The organism is Bacillus sp. FSL W8-0223 (assembly GCF_038006805.1).
Lineage (GTDB): Bacteria > Bacillota > Bacilli > Bacillales > DSM-4216 > Bacillus_O > Bacillus_O smithii.
On sequence record NZ_JBBOVX010000001.1, the window covers coordinates 2,161,469 to 2,180,342 of the forward strand.

General features: G+C 41.3%; 18 protein-coding genes and 2 riboswitches. Of the genes, 5 read left to right on the forward strand and 13 right to left on the reverse strand.

Annotated features, from left to right (window positions below; genetic code table 11):
- Positions 1-14 precede the first annotated feature (14 nt).
- Complete coding sequence (gene coxB, locus NST81_RS10445; protein ID WP_048623493.1) at positions 15-977, reverse strand: cytochrome c oxidase subunit II; 963 nt, start codon at positions 975-977, stop codon at positions 15-17.
- A gap of 653 nt (positions 978-1,630) precedes the next feature.
- On the opposite strand from coxB, the gene NST81_RS10450 reads away from it, so the two are divergent.
- Complete coding sequence (locus tag NST81_RS10450) at positions 1,631-1,972, forward strand: antibiotic biosynthesis monooxygenase family protein (RefSeq protein WP_048623494.1); 342 nt, start codon at positions 1,631-1,633, stop codon at positions 1,970-1,972.
- Positions 1,973-2,372: 400 nt separating this feature from the next.
- On the opposite strand, the gene thiE is transcribed toward NST81_RS10450, so the two are convergent.
- The 5 genes from thiE to ku all read right to left on the reverse strand — a co-directional run bounded on the left by thiE (position 2,373) and on the right by ku (position 6,495).
- Positions 2,373-3,008 carry a thiamine phosphate synthase gene (thiE, locus tag NST81_RS10455; RefSeq protein ID WP_341029801.1) on the reverse strand — a complete coding sequence of 212 codons (636 nt, stop codon included), beginning with the start codon at positions 3,006-3,008 and terminating at the stop codon, positions 2,373-2,375.
- A complete protein-coding gene (gene thiM / locus NST81_RS10460) occupies positions 2,995-3,804 on the reverse strand; it encodes a hydroxyethylthiazole kinase (RefSeq protein ID WP_048623495.1) in 810 nt (269 codons plus the stop codon). Before thiM ends, thiE begins: the two co-directional genes overlap by 14 nt.
- Positions 3,805-3,831: 27 nt before the next feature.
- Positions 3,832-4,632: a bifunctional hydroxymethylpyrimidine kinase/phosphomethylpyrimidine kinase gene (gene thiD / locus NST81_RS10465; RefSeq protein WP_048623496.1), complete on the reverse strand. Its 801-nt coding sequence runs from the start codon at positions 4,630-4,632 to the stop codon at positions 3,832-3,834.
- A 116-nt stretch (positions 4,633-4,748) separates the two neighbouring features.
- Positions 4,749-4,863, reverse strand: a riboswitch (TPP riboswitch).
- 90 nt (positions 4,864-4,953) lie between these two features.
- Entirely contained in the window at positions 4,954-5,640 is a 687-nt protein-coding gene (locus tag NST81_RS10470) for a phosphatase PAP2 family protein (RefSeq protein WP_048623497.1), read from the reverse strand.
- A 30-nt stretch (positions 5,641-5,670) separates the two neighbouring features.
- Positions 5,671-6,495: a non-homologous end joining protein Ku gene (ku, locus tag NST81_RS10475; RefSeq protein WP_048623498.1), complete on the reverse strand. Its 825-nt coding sequence runs from the start codon at positions 6,493-6,495 to the stop codon at positions 5,671-5,673.
- Between the two features lie 126 nt (positions 6,496-6,621).
- On the opposite strand from ku, the gene NST81_RS10480 reads away from it, so the two are divergent.
- Positions 6,622-8,445, forward strand: coding sequence for a DNA ligase D (locus NST81_RS10480; protein ID WP_048623499.1), 1,824 nt, complete (start codon positions 6,622-6,624; stop codon positions 8,443-8,445).
- Between the two features lie 416 nt (positions 8,446-8,861).
- On the opposite strand, the gene dapF is transcribed toward NST81_RS10480, so the two are convergent.
- The 6 genes from dapF to NST81_RS10510 all read right to left on the reverse strand — a co-directional run bounded on the left by dapF (position 8,862) and on the right by NST81_RS10510 (position 14,294).
- Positions 8,862-9,857: a diaminopimelate epimerase gene (gene dapF / locus NST81_RS10485; RefSeq protein ID WP_341029804.1), complete on the reverse strand. Its 996-nt coding sequence runs from the start codon at positions 9,855-9,857 to the stop codon at positions 8,862-8,864.
- A 153-nt stretch (positions 9,858-10,010) separates the two neighbouring features.
- On the reverse strand, positions 10,011-10,481 hold the full coding sequence (gene ribH / locus NST81_RS10490) for a 6,7-dimethyl-8-ribityllumazine synthase (protein WP_341029807.1): 471 nt from the start codon (positions 10,479-10,481) through the stop codon (positions 10,011-10,013).
- Between the two features lie 37 nt (positions 10,482-10,518).
- Positions 10,519-11,712 (reverse strand): bifunctional 3,4-dihydroxy-2-butanone-4-phosphate synthase/GTP cyclohydrolase II, encoded by a 1,194-nt coding sequence (locus NST81_RS10495; protein WP_270583519.1) that lies wholly within the window; start codon positions 11,710-11,712, stop codon positions 10,519-10,521.
- Between the two features lie 17 nt (positions 11,713-11,729).
- Positions 11,730-12,380, reverse strand: coding sequence for a riboflavin synthase (locus tag NST81_RS10500; protein ID WP_048623502.1), 651 nt, complete (start codon positions 12,378-12,380; stop codon positions 11,730-11,732).
- A gap of 47 nt (positions 12,381-12,427) precedes the next feature.
- A complete protein-coding gene (gene ribD, locus NST81_RS10505; RefSeq protein WP_048623503.1) occupies positions 12,428-13,513 on the reverse strand; it encodes a bifunctional diaminohydroxyphosphoribosylaminopyrimidine deaminase/5-amino-6-(5-phosphoribosylamino)uracil reductase RibD in 1,086 nt (361 codons plus the stop codon).
- A 195-nt stretch (positions 13,514-13,708) separates the two neighbouring features.
- Positions 13,709-13,854, reverse strand: a riboswitch (FMN riboswitch).
- A 170-nt stretch (positions 13,855-14,024) separates the two neighbouring features.
- Complete coding sequence (locus tag NST81_RS10510) at positions 14,025-14,294, reverse strand: hypothetical protein (RefSeq protein WP_327797308.1); 270 nt, start codon at positions 14,292-14,294, stop codon at positions 14,025-14,027.
- A gap of 108 nt (positions 14,295-14,402) precedes the next feature.
- On the opposite strand from NST81_RS10510, the gene NST81_RS10515 reads away from it, so the two are divergent.
- From NST81_RS10515 to NST81_RS10525, 3 genes are all read left to right on the forward strand, one after another.
- Entirely contained in the window at positions 14,403-14,999 is a 597-nt protein-coding gene (locus NST81_RS10515; protein ID WP_048623504.1) for a DedA family protein, read from the forward strand.
- 766 nt (positions 15,000-15,765) lie between these two features.
- Positions 15,766-16,323, forward strand: a complete 558-nt coding sequence (locus NST81_RS10520) for a GNAT family N-acetyltransferase (RefSeq protein ID WP_048623505.1) — start codon at positions 15,766-15,768, stop codon at positions 16,321-16,323.
- Positions 16,324-16,614: 291 nt separating this feature from the next.
- A complete protein-coding gene (locus NST81_RS10525) occupies positions 16,615-17,991 on the forward strand; it encodes an MATE family efflux transporter (protein ID WP_048623506.1) in 1,377 nt (458 codons plus the stop codon).
- A 66-nt stretch (positions 17,992-18,057) separates the two neighbouring features.
- Here the strand turns inward: NST81_RS10525 and NST81_RS10530 are convergent, their stop codons facing one another.
- Positions 18,058-18,831, reverse strand: a complete 774-nt coding sequence (locus NST81_RS10530; protein WP_048624469.1) for an SDR family oxidoreductase — start codon at positions 18,829-18,831, stop codon at positions 18,058-18,060.
- Positions 18,832-18,874 lie beyond the last annotated feature (43 nt).

An 18,874-nucleotide genomic window follows, 5' to 3' on the forward strand; every position in this document is an offset into this window, starting at 1 on the left:
AAAGTCATCAATGGTTAATGAGACATATCCATATTCATGTCGGAGCCACCATTTTCATCCTTCTCGGAATCTTTTCCAAAATCCGGGTGTGTTTTATAAGTATCCATATGGTGCATTTTGTAGAAATCTCCGCCATTTTTCTTCACAATTTTTTCGAATAAACCGTTCGGGTAAGAAGAATAAAAAGCTTTATCCGTCAATCCCGGTTTTGAAAGTGTTTCATAACCTTTTTCCGTTAAAGCCGGGGATGATTTTTTCACTTGAGCTACCCATTGTTTATATTCATTTTCCGGTTTTGCAATTACTTTAAACTTCATATGAGCAAATCCTTCACCGGAAAAGTTCGCTCCGGAACCATAATAAACGCCCGGTTTGTCTGCCTTTAAATATAGTCCCATTGACATTCCCGGCATCGTGTAGATCTGTCCTCCAAGCGACGGGACCCAGAAAGAATTCATCGGTGCATCGCTTGTCAGTTCAAATTTGACAGGGACTCCGGCAGGAATCACGACTTCATTGACAGAGGCCACTTTGTCGTCTGGATAAGTAAACAGCCATTTCCAATCCAATGACGTAGCTTGAATCGTCACTGGCTGCTTATTAGAATCGTGTAAATCAGTACCCTTTGCCAGTGCAAATGTTGTTTTGTAGGTGCTGTAACCTAAAATCAAACAGATCACAATTGGAATAGACCACCAAACTATTTCTAGCGTTTTGTTGTCGTCCCATTCCGGTTGATAAGGTGCTTTGTTATCCGGTTTGTCGCGGTAACGCCATATAATGTAGAAAAGCAACGCAAAGACAACAAGGATAATTCCTAAGCAGACTAAAGAAGTAAATACAATCAAGTCATACTCTGTTTTGGCTACAGGTCCTTTCGGCTGGAGAACTACATAGTTTTCACAACCGGCCAGCGTCATCACAGCAAAAATCGCCGCTGGAAGGACTTTCAGCCATTTCAGCCATTTTTGAATCATGTGTGTCTCAACTCCTCCCAAATTATGAAATTGTCAATTTTACGTCTGAAGAACATCCCAAGAGACGACAATAAATATTATTTACAATATCAATATAATATAAAGTACGCCAAAATTGTTCATTTATTTTTCAAGTTCACTATTTTGTAACACTTCTTGACAAGCTTCAAAAAAAGAAAATTTTTCTCATTTAAAAACCCGATTTAAGGCGTAAAATAGATATATTAAACGCTTTCATCATCTTTCCGTGTTCTTGAAAAAAATTTAAACAGCTCAGAATAACGAACGATTCAAAAGTCCCATATTAAAATCTGAACAAACCCGTCTGAACACCCATTAATTTACAAATTGAAAATTCTTTTCAAATGAAAGAATGCTCTCTTTAATAAAATTCTCTTCAACACCACACCACTTTCTATTAAATAGATTGGGAAACTGCAAAGACATGACTTTTTCCCATCAATCTTTTCATCGAAAAGAGATTATGCCTGACTCCACCTTTTTATAATGATAATCATTCTTAGGAAAATTGCAATGTCACCCTTTTCCATGTTTTTTGATGAGTGTTCATTGTTTTTTATTTTTATCTCACAATGTTCCGTCATTTCAGATAAAATGATAAAAAGAATAGCAGAATACTAGGAGGAAACAAAATGAATCTTTTTAAAACATCAAAAACCCCCTACTACGCTGTCATTTTCACTTCGGAAAGAACTGAGGTCGACAGAGGATATGACGAAATGGCTGATGAAATGTTGGAATTAGTTTCGAAACAAAAAGGGTTTTTAGGAGCAGAGAGTGTAAGAGGCGAGGACGGATTAGGCATTACTGTTTCCTATTGGGATTCGTTGGATTCTATCCAAAACTGGAAAGAAAACGTTCGCCATCAAATAGCTCAAGAAAAAGGGAAAACAGAATGGTATAAACGTTTCACTACTAGAATATGCAAAGTGGAAAGAGAAACGATTTTTGATCCCGATGCAAAATTTAAATAATTGAAAGCATACTGTCCATCTTATTTCAAACAAGACTTAAATTTATATTACTACTCTATAAAAAAATAGGAGTTTCAACCTATACATGTAACATTTATATATAGTGATAGCAGTTGGCAATCATTGAGTGAACGAAATTTTGCAGAACCTTCCTATCTATTGTTAAAAACTTCAGATAATGACCTATGTTAAGTCACGAAAAAATCCACCCCCTTAAAAATCGGTCCATTGACTAATGAAATCAAAGGGGCGGATACAATCAATTTTGTTAACAAAAATTTAAAAGAATTCAAGAGTCGTTTCTCTATTCTTGTTAACGGACTGCATTAGGCCAAATGCACATAGAAAAACCCGTGCCATTCGTTTTCTGCACGGGTTTTTCACCTATTCAACTGCCAGTTTATCCTTTTAGGCGTGCACTTTTTAGCATTTCTGCTGCCAATTTTGGATTGTTGCTGGATAGAATAGCTGAAACAACAGCGATACCGTCGATACCTGTATGGCTTAACTGCTGAACATTCTCCAGGTTTATTCCGCCAATGGCAACAACGGGGATGTTCACACTCTCCACTATGGATTCCAGCATTCCCTTTTCCAACCGTTCCGCGTCTTTTTTGCTATTCGTCGGAAAAACAGCACCTACTCCTAAATAATCGGCTCCTTGTTTTTCGGCTTCTTTTGCTTCCTCTACGGTGCTGCAAGAAACCCCTACGAACATGGAAGGCGGAACGATTTTTTTCACATAGGCTGCCGGCAGATCGCTTTGTCCGACATGAACACCATCCGCTCCCGCAGCCAGCGCAATATCGACCCTGTCATTGATAACAAGCGAAATCTCATATTTTTCTGTCAGCGACTTCAAGGCAAGCGCCTTTTTCAAAAAAAGCTTGCCTGACGATTGTTTTTCTCGCAGCTGCACCATCGTCACACCGCCTTGAATGGCCGCTTCAACTTTATTCAATAATTCCTCCAATTCCATTGATTCACTGGTCACCAGATATAAAGAAAGCGCCTGTTTGACATTAAACTTCAACAAAGTTCACTTCTTTCTGCCAAGTACGACTGTTCATAAAAGAAACTTCATCGATTAAGCGAATATGAAAGCTTCCAGTACCCACCGGTGATTCGCCAAAAGAGCGGTATGCCAACTCTCCTGCGATTCCCATCACTGAAATCCCGGCAATCGCCGCGTAAAAGTAGTCGTTCGTTGCTCCGGCAAAATTTCCGATTAAAGAAGTAGCCATACAGCCCGTTCCCGTCACCTTTGTTAAAATCGGATGACCATTTTGAATCCCAATTGTCCGATTTCCGTCTGAGATGTAATCCACTGGACCGCTGACGACAACTACTGCCTTTAACAGCTTTGCCGCCCGTGAAGCTAAGAGAGCAAGATCTTCGTTAACGTTCCCGGCATCGACTCCCCTTGTCTGCGCTTCTTCGCCTATCAATGAGGAAATTTCGCTCGCATTCCCGCGGACAATTTGCGGATCGACTGTTTGCAAAAATTCTTTTGCTTTTTCATTGCGAAACGACGTCGCTCCGACTCCAACCGGATCTAATACAACGGGAATTTGCCGACGATTGGCTTCTTGTGATGCACGCACCATGGCGGTAAAAGTAGATTCTGTCAACGTTCCCATATTGATCACCAACGCCTGAGCAAGCTTAACCATAGAAGCCGCTTCCTCTGGGGAATCGGCCATAACAGGTGATCCGCCAATGGCCAGCGTCACATTCGCACAATCATTGATCGTGACGGTATTCGTAATATGGTGAACAAGCGGATTTTTCGATCGAACTTGCTCCATTAATGCTGCGATTTCTTCTTTCATCGTCTATCACTTCTCCTCTGCAGAGTTCTATAATAATCCAGCTTTTTGATATAAATCATAAAAATGGTGGGTTGGTCCGTGCCCCCCGCCTATTTCCAGGCTGTGGCGAATGGCGGTCGTAATATAATCTTTGGCCTTTTCAACTGCCGTAAAAGGCTGTTCACCTCGAGCCAAGAAAGCGCATATCGCAGATGACAATGTACAGCCTGTCCCATGGGTGTTTTTCGTTTGAATCCGTTCTCCTTTTATCCATCGATATTGTTCACCATCATAGAAAAGGTCAGCTGCTTCTCCTTCCAAGTGCCCGCCTTTCACCAAAACATACTTTGGACCTTTCTCCAGAATGATTTCGGCCGCTTTCACCATGTCGTCTTGATCCGTAATTTTCATATTCGCCAATACTTCTGCTTCTGGAAGATTGGGTGTGATGATATAGCTGAGCGGGAGCAAATATTGAATTAACGCGGAGACAGCATCGTCTCTTAATAAAGGATGTCCGCTTTTGGATATCATCACCGGATCTAATACAATCGGTATATTGCGAACCTCTTTCAGGCATTTAGAGACGGTTTTGATAATCTCCTCTGTAGACAACATCCCAATTTTGATCCCATCTACCGGCAAATCATCCAAAACCGCTTCTATTTGATCTTGAATCACTTCTACATCTATATTTTGAACCGATCGAACTTCCTTCGTATTTTGTGCCGTCACAGCCGTAATGACCGACATGCCGTATACTCCAAGTGCGGAAAACGTTTTAAGATCGGCTTGAATTCCTGCTCCTCCACCTGAATCAGAGCCGGCAATGGTTAATGCAGTTTTCAATTTGAACGCCTCCAGTACATTCACAATCGTTTTTACAAGCCAGCAAAAAACCCCAGCGCAAAACACTGGGGTCCGGGTTTTATTTTTCAAATAACGAAAACAACATCAATAAGTTTTCGTCAAAAGAAGCACTTCCCTACGCTGGCATCACCCAGATCAGGTTTAAAGGGTTAAAGGCTTTACGGGCCTTACTCTCAGCCAAACCAATTTTTGGCTCCCCCAGTGTAAATGAAAATATATTCAATTCTATCATCACTATATCATATTATCTAGCAAAATGTAAGATTAGCTTTCACTTTCCAATCATGCTCCACCTTTCCATTACTCACGATCCGAAGGCCTTTTATGAAATTTTTTCTTTACGATAAATTCTACTAAATGAAAAATAAACAAAGAAAAGATCAGCCAAATGGCAGCGGCTGCATATCCTCCAATTACATCGCTAGGATAATGGACGCCTAAATAAATTCTGCTTAGTCCGACCAGCAGAATAAACAAGAAGGCCATAACCGCTCCAAACCGTTTCGCAGGTCTATGCTCCAAAAGTTCAAACAGCAAAAAAGCAAGCGCCCCGTACATCACAAAAGAAGCCATGGAATGGCCGCTTGGGAAGCTAAATCCACTTTCATGAATCAACGGCTGAATATCTGGTCGTTTTCTTTCAAATATTTGTTTTAATATATGGTTAAATGCAGTCCCTAATGAAACGGTTAGAGCGAAAAACAAAGCGTAAAGCCTTTCTTTTTTCAGCCATAACAACAAGCTGACCACGATAACGCATGTTGTAATCCATTTGGCCGATCCAAAAAATGTGATACCTTTCATAAAAGCCGTTAAATCAGGCGAAATCCACGATTGCACAAAAGTGATAATAGCCGTATCAAAATGTTCGATTTTATGTCTTTTCAGTTCGTCCACAATTTCAATAAATGTCCAAACGGAAAAGAGAAACAAAACGGTTATGGTAATAAAATAAGCCGCTGATCGGTTTCTCTCTCTTTGATTCATCTTTACGTTCCCCCATATTTATACGACTAGCTACGCTTTCTTTTTCGCCGCCGCTCTTTTCCGTTTTGGCGTAGCTGTCTTCGGTTTCGTCCGGTCGATCGACGCTTGAAGCGCGGCCATCAAGTCGGTGACATTCCCTCTTGGTTCTTTAGTAGTTGGTGTAACAAAGTCTTCTCCTGTCCGCTTTGATTCGATCAATTCCATCAAACGGTTGCGATACTCGTCTTCATACTTTTCCGGCTCAAATGGAGTTGTCAACTGATCAATCAGTAAAAGAGCGGTATCAAGCTCTTTTTTTGTAATGTTGTCTTTGACCGGAACGTTCGGAACTTCCTCCGCATTTCGAACTTCATCTGGATAGTGGATCGTCTCCATGAGCAATGTATGATTATAAACTCTAATGACGGCCAATTGTTCTTTAGAACGCATCACAATTTTAGCCAGCCCCGCTTTTTCTGATTCCAAAAGAGCTTTTCGAAGCAGCGTATACGCTTTTGCTCCCCCTTCATTGGGAGACATATAATAACTTTTATTAAAATAAATGGGATCTATGTCACTTAGTTGGATGAAATCAATAATTTCAACGGCTTTTTCCTCCGTTTGCTTTTTTAATTCTTCCAGTTCATGATTTTCTAACACGACAAATTTTCCTTTGGCCACTTCATATCCTTTGACAATATCCTCTGGTTTCAATTCCGTTTCACAGACTGGACAAACTTTTTCATATTTGATTGGAGTATGACACACCTTATGCAAAGATCTTAACGAAATATCTTTATCTTCAGTCGCGGCGTGCAATTTAATCGGGATATTCACGAGTCCGAAGCTGATGCTCCCTTTCCAAATTGTATGCATACAAACCCTCTTTTCGTTTTTTATTATTTTTCGCCGCTGTTTAAACGTTATACATTTTAACTTTTGCTATGTATAAAAACAACGGCCGTTCAAAAGATACAAATAGACAAGAAAGGGGCAAACCACATGCAATTCATGATGCCTGAACTAAAAATGACTTTTCCCGAAAAAGGCAACTGGCTTTTTGAAACAAAATATGATGGCTTTCGCGCCCAATTAATATGGACGAAAGAAACCGTTCAGCTTCTCAGTCGTAACGGCCAAAATATTTTGCCCTTATTTCCTGAAATCAAAAATTTTTTGAAGCCGTTTCAAAAAAAGGCTTCTTCATTTTTGCCACTCGTGTTCGATGGGGAATTGGCCGCATTACAATCGGAGGGTAAATCCAATTTTTCTGTCGTGCAAATAAGAGGTCGAATGCGGTCCCCTTCTAAAATAGCGGAAAAAGCATCCTTTTTCCCTTGTACATATCTCGTTTTTGATCTATTGGAAATAAAAGGACAATCCATAAAAAGCCAACCTTTTGAAAAACGGAAAGAACAACTTTATCGAGTATTCGAATCTTTCGGTTGGAGCTTGTCTCCGAAACCTTCTGCCGAATCGAGAATTCAAATGATACCATCATTCCGTGAATTGTCGACCTTAAAAGATTTTGTATCTCTCCATTTTGGAGAAGGAATTGTAGCAAAAAAACAGGATTCTATATGGGAAGGAAAAAGGTCCGGAAACTGGATCAAAATCAAAAACTGGAAGAAAGCCCGTTGCTTCGTGACGGCTTTTCATGAAGCGAACGGCTACTATAATATAGCTGTTTACAAGGATAAAAACATTTTTCCTATCGGCCTTTTTCAAGCGGGAATTCCGAAAAAAGAAAAAGAAGCCTTAAATCAAATTATTCGTCAAAATGCTTTTGAAAAAAAAGAAGACGTATATTATATAAAGCCAGGGATTTGTGTAGAGTTATTTTATTTAGAGTGGCAAAAAGAGGGCTTGAGAGAACCTTATTTTCATCAATTTTTATTTTCCACCACACCTGAGGAATGTACATGGGAACAATTTCGCCTTGATAGCCTCCATATTCCTGAGCAAGTGGAGATCACCCACCCATTAAAACCCATATGGCCTGCTTGCGGTTATACAAAACTCGATTACCTTTCCTACTTGCGGAAAACGGCTCCAAGAATGCTCCCTTTCTTAAAGGATAGAGCATTAACGGTGATCCGATATCCACATGGAGTAGAGGACGAAGCTTTTTTTCAAAAAAACTGCCCGGACTATGCACCGGATTTTGTCGAAACGAAGAAAATGGACGGAATCAATTATATTGTTTGCAATTCCCTGGAAACACTGATTTGGCTCGGCAATCAATTGGCCATTGAATTTCATGTCCCCTTTCATTCCATCCATTCCTCCTATGTCAGCGAAATTGTTTTTGATCTGGACCCTCCTAGTCCAAAAGAGTTTTCATTGGCCGTTCAGGCTGCAAAAGATATGAAAGAAATTTTTGATCAACTAAACTTGAAAACGTTTGTCAAATTTTCAGGAAATAAAGGTCTGCAAGTATATATACCGCTTCCGGAGACATTTACATTTGCCGAAACGGGATCGTTTACGGAACTAATTGCCCGCTACCTCGTATCGAAAAAACCGGAAATGTTCACAATCGAACGTTTAAAGAAAAAAAGAGGCAGACGCTTGTACATCGATTACGTTCAATATCGACAAGGAAAAACAATCATTGCACCTTATTCAGCCAGAGGAAACGAGAAAGGTCTTGTCGCTTGTCCTTTATACTGGGAAGAACTCGATCAATTCACACCAAGCCAATGCACGATCGATTGGGTATTGAAACGAATGGAAACAACTTTATGTCCATTTGCCTCCTTTTTCGAAGCCAAAGTCGATCAACCTTTTGCCGAAATTATCAACGCATTGCCTCAACTGGATTAAAAAGACTGGCTTATACAAAAAGGACAAGCCAGAAATTCCAATTGCTGATTAGGAAACGATTGATTTTCATACAAAAAAAGACCTTTTAATCAAGAAAAACCGACCAAATAAAAAAATTATTTTCTCGTCGGATTCCTTCTTTCGGAAACAAACACAGTATTAAGGTGCGCTTACATCATTATGGAAAAGACGATGCTTTTACACTGTGATAATTGGGAATTAAGCGAGCCTCCTGCTAGTAAAAGCTGAGTCAGGTGAGACCTTTTTGCGGGGGTAAGCGAGAAGGCTCATGGATTGCCTGCGGAAAGCGAGTGAATTTCGCATATATCCCACAACGTTCGATAGAAAGCTTACATGAAAAAAGGGTGCCCCCCGAGTCATTTTACTGACTAATGGGGCGGCCCCTTTACTCTTTTTTATATTTCCACTTTCAAAAACTGAGAGAGATAGTCTTTGGCGTGCTGTTCCAGCTCTTCGTACTGCTGTTGTTCCTCTAATTCGGTTTTATGGATCCATGTAAAAGTTTCCGGTTTCTTGACGTCCAAGTCGATCTCGGCATGATATAAATAAGTGGCATTTCCGATTAAATCCATATAGTAATCGCCGTTGCTTTTTTGATGAACGGCACAACGAACTTTTCCTCCGGGGTTATAGACCTGAATTTCCGATTCCTTCTCATTGTAGCCAAGCAGACATGTGATCAAAGTGGAAGCTGACATGGCCGTGCCGCAAGCATTCGTAAAGCCGACACCTCGTTCATATGTACGAACATAGATCGTACCTTTTTCCAACGGTTTTACGAAACTGACATTCACCCCATCCGGGAAGAGATCATTTGGTCCGTTCACATATTCAGCAATTTGCTTTTGTTCATTTGTAAAAAGGTGTTCCGTATCCACCACGCTGATTAAGTGCGGATTCGGCACTGCCACGGCGGAAAACATCAATTGATCGGACAATTGAGGGATTTTTTCATTCATCAATTGTTCCTTATCGATGTTCATTGGCAATGCGTCCAATTGAAACAAGACGGGTGAAATTTCCACTGTATAAGTGGGAATGTCGCCAAAAATCGGTTCGCTCTTTTGAACATGAAGATCCGCTTTCATCGTCTCAACGACAATGTGATCTTTTCCTAGCCGTTCACATACATAACGCCCTACACAACGCAAACCGTTTCCGCACATAGAAGCTTCCGAACCATCAGCATTAAAAATGCGCATTTTTGCATCTGCTTTCTCGCTTGGGAGGACAAATAAGATGCCGTCCGCACCGATGCCGCTTGAACGGTCGCATAAAGCGATAGCCAAATTTTGACGATCTTTATCTGTAAAGGAATAGTCCAGCTCCTCTTCGTCTATCAACAGAAAATCATTGCCGGATCCATGGCATTTCGTAAATTTCAACTTCACTCCGAACCCCTCCGTCTTCTAGGTTAATAAAATTATCATATTACAAACAATCAAGAAGGGCAATTGAGAATTTCGGCGAAGAAACTTGTTTGGAGCTGGCTTTTTCATGTGAAAAAGAAATGGCTTCTTCGCCGCTTGCATACACTTGATCAGTTATTGATTTAATTGTTTCAACAGATTAGCCATTTCAATGGCGCTCACAGCTGCTTCTGCACCTTTGTTTCCTGCTTTCGTTCCTGCTCTTTCAATGGCTTGTTCGATGGTTTCAGTGGTTAAGATGCCAAAAATAACCGGAACTTCTGTTTGCAAACTTGCCTGCGCTACTCCTTTCGTCGCTTCACTACTTACATAATCAAAGTGAGCAGTAGCCCCGCGAATGACGGTACCTAAAGCAATAACGGCGTCATAACGACCGGATTCCGCCATTTTTTTGGCGATTAATGGGATTTCAAATGCTCCAGGCACCCACGCAACCTCAATATCATCTCGATTTACACCATGGCGTACAAGAGCATCTTCAGCTCCGCTTACTAACTTACTTGTTATAAATTCATTAAAACGAGATACGACGATTCCGATTTTTATTCCAGTTCCTACTAAATTTCCTTCTAATACTTTTGCCATAACAGTTCCTCCTCTTTATTTATCTGTATCACAACGATTATATATGAAGCAGGTGGCCCATTTTTTCCATTTTTGTCCGCAAATAAGCTTCGTTTTCTTTCTTCGGCGGCATTTCAATCGGCACCCGCTCGACTATTTCCAATCCATAGCCTTTTAATCCCGCAATTTTCTTCGGATTATTCGTCATTAGACGCATTTTCGTCACACCTAAATCTCGTAAAATTTGCGCTCCGATCCCGTAATCGCGCAAATCAGCCGGAAATCCCAATTTATGGTTTGCCTCTACTGTGTCAAAACCTTGTTCTTGAAGCTTGTAGGCTTTCAATTTATTGAGAAGGCCAATTCCTCTTCCTTCCTGTCTCATATACAAAAGGACGCCTCGACCTTCTTTTTCAATTTGTTCAAGGGCAGCGGCAAGCTGGGGACCGCAATCGCAGCGATAAGAACCGAATACATCGCCCGTTAAACATTCAGAATGAACTCTCACAAGTACGGGCTCTCCGTTGTCGATATCTCCTTTTACGAGCGCCACATGTTCTTTCCCTGTGAGCACTTCCGAATAGCCGATGGCTCGGAAATGGCCAAAATGCGTTGGGAGCTCGATTTCCACTTCTCTTTTAATCAGTTTTTCTTGTTTGCGCCGATATTCAATCAAATCTTGTATCGTAATCATCTTTAAAGAAAATCGTTCAGCGATTTCTTTTAACTGCGGCACTCTTGCCATCGTGCCATCTTCATTCATTATCTCGCAGATGACTCCAACGGGTTTCGCTCCTGCCAATTTTGCCAAATCTACAGCGGCTTCCGTATGGCCAGCCCGTTTTAAGACACCGCCTTCTTTTGCAATCAACGGAAAGATGTGGCCGGGTTTTTTAAAATCATATTGTGTCGTGTCATCGTTCACAATCTCCTGAACGGTTTTGGCACGTTCAAATGCGCTGATTCCTGTTCGGGTGCTGATATGATCGATGCTGACGGTAAACGCCGTTCCGAGCGAATCCGTGTTTTGATTGGTCATCATTTTCAGCTCAAGCTGGCGAGCTTTTTCTTCCGAAATCGGAACGCAAATCAGGCCCCGGCCTTCTTTTGCCATAAAATTAATCATTTCCGGCGTTGCTTTTTCCCCTAATCCAATAAAATCGCCTTCGTTTTCTCGATCTTCATCGTCCACGACAATGATTACCTTTCCTGCCTTTAAATCCTCCACAGCTTCTTCAATGGAAGCGAACATACTCAATCACCCTTTCTTTAATCGGCGAAGCCGTTTTCTTTCAAAAAATCCAGAGAAATTCTAGATTCTGATGAACGCGATCCCATGCTCATCAAATGATCCACATACTTGGCTAACATATCGCATTCTATATTCACGAGATCCCCTACTTTTTTGGACGCTAAAATCGTCTCTTCTTGTGTATGGGGAATGAGAGAGATGGTCAATAATCCATTCCCTGTGCGAAAAATGGTGAGTGAGGTGCCGTCTATCGCAACCGATCCTTTCTTCATAAAATAGCGCGAAAGCTCCGGCGGCGCTGAAATGGTCATATACAGGGCATTATCGACCGGCTGTATTGAAACAATCGTTCCCACACCGTCCACATGTCCGCTGACAAAATGTCCGCCAAATCTGCCGTTTGCCGGCATGGCTCTCTCCAGATTCACCTTGCTGCCGGGAACAAGCTGTCGAAGCGAAGTATCGCGGAATGTCTCCGGCATCACATCAGCCGAAAACGTTGTATCGCTGAATGATGTTACGGTTAAACAAACTCCATTCACCGAAATGCTGTCGCCAAGATGTACGTCCTCTACAATCTTCTCTGCTCGAATCAATAGCTCCAAAGACTGACTGCCTTTTAACACTTGTTCAACAACGCCTATTTCCTCTACGATCCCTGTAAACACTTACGTCCCTCCTTTTGAACCACAATGGAATTTCGTTCAAACCTTTTCTATTCTTTGACCGATGCGGTTATTTTCACATCCGGGCCTACCATTTCTACTTTCTCAAAAGTTAACGGAAGGGAATCCGCTATCTTTTCTACTCCTTTTCCAGAAAACGATGTAAGAGCTTCTCTACCGCCAATCAATTTTGGGGCCATGTATAAAATCAATCGCTGAAAAGCCTTTTCTTGAAGAAAAGATCCATTGACCTCTGAACCGCCTTCAACCAGAAGCGTCATGATTCCGCGTCTGCCCAGCTCCTGAAGCAATTCGGCAATAGAAACATCTTGGCTTTTTTGCCTTATGACCGTAACACCTAAACGGATTAGATCAAGTTCTTTTTTCTCGGAAGCATTACAGCCACAAACCACTATCGTTTCGCTGTCTTTATTGGTTATAACATTTGCATAATTTGGAATACGCAAGTGGGTGTCTAAAATGACGCGTATAGGATTCTTTTCACCTTGGGGCAATCGAACGGTAAGGAGGGGATTGTCATGAAGAACGGTATGGATGCCGACAAGGATAGCATCATGATTTTTTCTAAGAAGATGAACATCCTGGCGGGATTGCTCGCTTGTGATCCATTTGCTGTCGTGAGCAGCAGTTGCAATCTTCCCATCTGCCGTGACGGCTGTTTTAATAGTGACAAACGGGGTTTTGGTTTGAATGAAATGGAAAAATGGTCTATATAACTGTTTGGCTTCTTGACCGCAAATGCCTGTTTCTACTTCAATTCCGGCATCTTTTAGCTTTTGAATCCCTTTTCCTGCAACGAGCGGGTTTGGATCCAGAGTAGCGACAAAAACCCTTTTTACACGCTTTTCAATTAAATAATCTGCGCATGGGGGCGTTTTGCCGTAGTGGGAGCAAGGCTCCAAAGTTACGTACACATCGGCGCCTTCCGCTTCGGATCCTGCCATATCCAAGGCGATCCGTTCAGCATGGCGTTCGCCGGCTTTTAAATGAGCGCCCATCCCGATGATTCGACCTTCTTTCACAACCACGCTGCCTACAGGAGGATTGGGGGATGTCTGGCCGTTTACACTCTCCGCCAATTTCAACGCGAATTTCATATAGTCTTCTTTCAGCATTGGGGAGCAACCCTCCTCATATTTCAGAATAGCCGTCTATTTGCCTGTCAAAAAGAAGCGAGCAGAATAATGATCCTACCTTGTCCAACATGAATTTTGTGAAGTAAGGAATTTCCAATTGAAAAACCCCGCAAAAATTGCGGGGCCTTTTAAATTCATTGCGAAATAAGCGTTAAAATACTCCTTTTTTAACGCTTCCTCCTTCTCCCATCCAGACTTTCACTGTCGGCTTTGGAATTTCACCAAATCCACCGTACACCGAAAAGGCGCACGGGTCACGGGCTTTGAACATCATGTTCATCACCGCCGGTCGGGAATTTCACCCTGCCCCGAAGGAACATATGAAATTTTTCTCCTTGCTCATATCCTACTTAATCAAAAGGCGTTTCGGCCATGATAATGTATAAACATTCCATGTACTTTTGATTTTAATAAAAATTTTATCATTCTCCAAGTATAATTGCAAGCAAATTGAATGAACGTAGATGGCAATCACAGCTTTATCCAACGATCAAGTCCGTTTTTTCTTTATCCATCCGTCTGCCTCGATTGCTTCATTCCGATTGATAGCTCCATTGCTCATCGTTCGGATGGACAAATGACGAACTGGAATCTTTTTTAGCGTTCCCTCCATCGTTTCCTTTATGTATGCAAGTTGCCCCGTTCGAATGGGTCTTTGTTCGTAAACAAGCTTTTTTAGAGTGCAGAAAAATGAGGAAAAACTACTATTGATTAAAACCATTCCAACGGTTAGCGGTTGGAATATTGTAATCATAATCAAACTGTTTCCGTCTTTTTTCGCCTTTTTTATTTTTTACTATTATGATTGAATGGTAAGTATTATAATTTATTGTGGCAGTATATGAAAGTTTTACAGAGGAGAGAAAGAATGGAACAGTTTACTCATCAGGTCATTACTTTTTTAGGTAATCTTGGCTACTTTGGAATCGCTCTAGCATTGATGATCGAAATTATTCCAAGCGAAATCGTTTTAAGCTATGGAGGATTTTTAGTCTCCCAAGGAAAATTGTCGTTTGTTGGTGCCTTCATAGCAGGTGTAATCGGCGGGACGATTGCCCAAATTTTTCTATACTGGTTAGGTAAATATGCAGGAAGACCATTTTTTCAAAAATACGGAAAATATTTATTCATCAAAGAATCTCATATAGATGCTTCGGAACGATGGTTTAACAAATACGGGCCTTTCGTGATTTTCACAGCTCGATTTATACCTGTAGTGCGTCATGCCATCTCTTTGCCGGCCGGATTTTCCAAAATGTCATTGCGATTATTTTTGCTTTACACATTAGCTGCCATGATACCGTGGACTATATTGTTCATGCTTTTAGGAATGCAGCTTGGCACCCACTGGGAAGCAGTGAAATCCGTTGCCGGAAAATATGTGACCCCGATTGCGATTTTGGCCGTAATCAGTTTGGTCCTCTATTTAGGATGGAAAACTTTCAAACAGAAAAAACGTTCATAGAAGCCTTTTTTCATACGGCAGTCGCAACGAAAAAAAGCGAAAGTGAGATTCATCTTTTCATACTTTTGCAAGTACGAAAATCAATTAGCTTCGCGTTGCTGTGCCCCCGGAATCATTCGTTGTTCTCCGCTGAAATACCCGGGGGCGCTTTTTATGGAAGGTTTTTTAATAAAATTTATTCACCCGTATCAATACGAATTCGTTCCGGTTATGGAACGACCGGCCAGTTTTAGGTGACAGGCTAATACAGGAGTAGAGAAACACTATTTAAAACCGTCATGTCGATATTCTTTCGCTGCCCCCATTATAGCTTGCTCTTTAGATAAAAATTCATGATTTCCAAGTGTTCATTTCTTGCCTTGCACCCCTATGTTCTTGTATGATCAAAACCATAAAAAGAACGAACGAAAGACTGAAAACAATAAAAATTTATAAAATGGACATAAAAACTTAACAAAATGACTATTTTCAAATACAATTTATTTTTGTAATATACAATCAGCTTGCTGATGTCATTCCGGACACATGCCGTTTATGCTTTTGTGAACGGAAGATAAAGCCAGTTTCAACGAATAGGCCATATCATGAGAGATGATTTCTCATTTCAAAAAGCAAGTTTTAGGGAAGGCAAATGGTGCGCCACCAGTCTTGACTGGTTCTAGTGGGTTCGATTCCCACCCCGAAATTTTTTATGAAGTTTATGAAAAATTTCGAGGGTGGAAGAATCGATTTTCCTGACTTCTGCCCTCTTGAGGAGGGATTTTACTTGTTAAAGAAAAGAGACCTGCAGGAAGCCCCATTACTTTTTGAATTGATGAAGCATCCAGATGTCTTCCCGTTTGTTCGCCATAAAGCTTATTCACAAGAAGAGTTTTTATTTTTAACCAAACAAATGATGGAAGCAGAGGAGCGCGGCGAACTCATATCCAGAACAATTCTTGACGAATGGGGAAACCCCATTGGTACGATCAATTTATATGATATTGAAAACCACTCCGGGTTTTTAGGCACATGGCTCGGAAAGCCATATCACGGAAAAGGATATAATCGTTTAGCAAAAGATGCTTTCTTTCAAGAATTGTTTTATCAGCTAGGAATTGAAACCATTTATATGAGAATTCGCAAGCAAAATATCCGTTCCCTGAAAGCCGCCGAAAAATTGCCGTATGCGCTGAAAGCAAATGAAACTCGTCCTCATCTGTATCAATCCATTAATAAAGAAGCACCCGTCTATGATTTATTTGAAATTACAAAAGACCTTTACACTTTGCATTTGTTGCGGCAACAATCCCATGATGATAATGAGGAAGCGATGAACGCCTAAAGAATGCGGGCGGGGATATTCCCGGCCGCATTCTTTGTCTCAAAAAAGATGAGTTTTTTCATCATATTTAATATGACTATCATGGACGCCAACACGTCAAAAAACAGTCTATTTTGAGAAAAAATAGACGGTTAGAGTACCTATAGAATGAATGATTCATAGATTTTCTCTTTAAAAATGTTCGGACTAGTGCATTTTCTAAGTTGTCATCAGCGCTTTATTTCATATAATCGTATTGTACGGTCCTTGCATCAAAATCGGGAAAATCGTTGGAGTTGGAGGAATGCAGCAATGAAAGAGACGAACAGCCTCAAAGAAAAATATAAACAATTTTTGATGATCTTAATCCCTATTTTTGTGACGCAAATCGGCATTTATTCGATGAACTTTTTTGATACGATGATGTCGGGCCGCTATTCTTCCAGCGATCTTGCAGGAGTCGCAATAGGGTCCTCGATATGGGTTCCAATATACACTGGACTAGGTGGAATTTTATTATCTATTACCCCGATTACCGCCCAATTTTTGGGGGCCAAAAACGCGAAAGAAGTTACTTTTACCATCATTCAAGGAGTTTACATAGCCATCGCCTTAGGCATATCCATCATCATCGTCGGCAGTTTTGCCCTTGATCCTATACTAAATGGAATGAATTTAGAGAGCCGGGTACGGATGGTAGCAGAAAAATATTTGATCGCCCTTTCTTTCGGAATCATTCCGCTCTTTGTTTACAATGTACTCCGCAGTTTTATCGATTCTCTAGGGAAAACAAAGGTTTCCATGGTGATTACGCTGCTTGCGCTGCCCATTAATGTGTTTTTTAACTATCTCTTTATCTACGGAAAAGGAGGCTTTCCCGCCTTGGGGGGAGTGGGCTCCGGGTACGCAACGGCCGTTACTTATTGGTTGATCACGATCATTGCCGCGGTCATCATCCATAAACGGCCGCCTTTTTCCACGTACAATGTTTTTCGTCGACTCCCAAGCATTTCATTTCCAAAATGGAAAGAGTTTTGTAAAATTGGGTTGCCTATTGGGTTATCCATTTTTTTCGAAACCAGTATTTTTTCTGCCGTCACGCTGATGATGAGTGAATACAGTTCTGTCACCATTGCAGCTCACCAGGCTGCCAATAATTTTGCATCGTTGTTGTATATGATCCCACTGAGCATCTCTATGACGCTTACAATCGTAGTAGGATTTGAAGTTGGAGCCAATCGCTTCCATGATGCGGAGCAGTACAGCCGTCTTGGAATTTTTACTGCTGTAACTCTATCGATTATATCCGGTGTGACGTTGTTTATCTTTCGGGATAAAATTGCATTGCTGTATTCACATGAGCCAGCGGTCATTCAACAAACTACTCAGTTTCTAGCTTTTGCAGCATTCTTTCAGCTTTCAGACGCCATTCAAGCTCCGGTGCAAGGCGCATTGCGCGGATATAAAGATGTCAATCTTAGTTTTATCATGGCACTCGTTTCTTACTGGATTATTGGCCTCCCATTAGGGTTCCTGCTGGCAAAGACAACGGACCTTCAAGCTTTTGGCTACTGGATCGGGTTAATTACAGGGCTTGCATTTGGCGCTGTCACCTTGTTCACACGTCTTGTTTATGTGCAAAAGAAAATCTATTCTCCACAAGCAAAATGGCAAAGAAGCAGATCCTGACTCGGTCTGCGTCTTTGCCATTTTCTTTGAAACGATATTCCCGTTGTACGTTCCTTTCTTGGTTTTCTACTCATAAAATACTTTTCCCAATACGTCTTTTCCTCCCGTTACAGGAATGATCGCACCTGTTATAAAATCAGACTGCTCTGAACATAAAAAAGCGACCATCCTCGCTATATCCTCCCCCGTGCCTGGACGACCAACAGGAACTGTATCATCCTTTACGCCCATTGCCTCATGAATCTCTTTTTCTTTCCAATCGCCCGTAATATCTCCCGGACAAATCATATTGGCCGTTATGCCGTTTTCCGCTTCTTCCAGAGCAATCGTTCGTGTCAGAGAAGCAAGCCCTGTTTTCGAAGCGGCAAACGCCGAGCGATAAATCCAACCGGGCGCGGTCTCGACCCTATCGAAGCCAAATGTGATGATCCTCCCCCAATGTTTCTTTCTCATTCCAGGAAGAGTCAGCTTAGATAAGTAAAACGCGCTGTTCAAATTTCCATTCACTATGTATTGCCATTCACTATCATCATATTCTTCCATCTTTTTTCGCTTTTTGATAAAAGGACCGGCGTTATGGATCAAAACATCCACACTGCCAAACTGCTCTTCCGTTCGTGCCACAATCTGACGGCAATCTTCCGGCTTTGTAATATCACCGCTGACAACAATCGTTGATACGCCAAACTTCTCCTGTAATTCATTAGCCAATTGTTCAGCTTCATGCCGGCTGGAACAATAATTGATGGTCATATTAAAGCCTGCCTGCGCTAAAGCGTAGGCCGTACGTTTTCCAATTCCTTTAGCCGCTCCCGTAATCAATGCAGTTTTTTTGTTCATTCCTTCCCCTCGCCCCAATATATCATTTTCTTCTCTCATCATT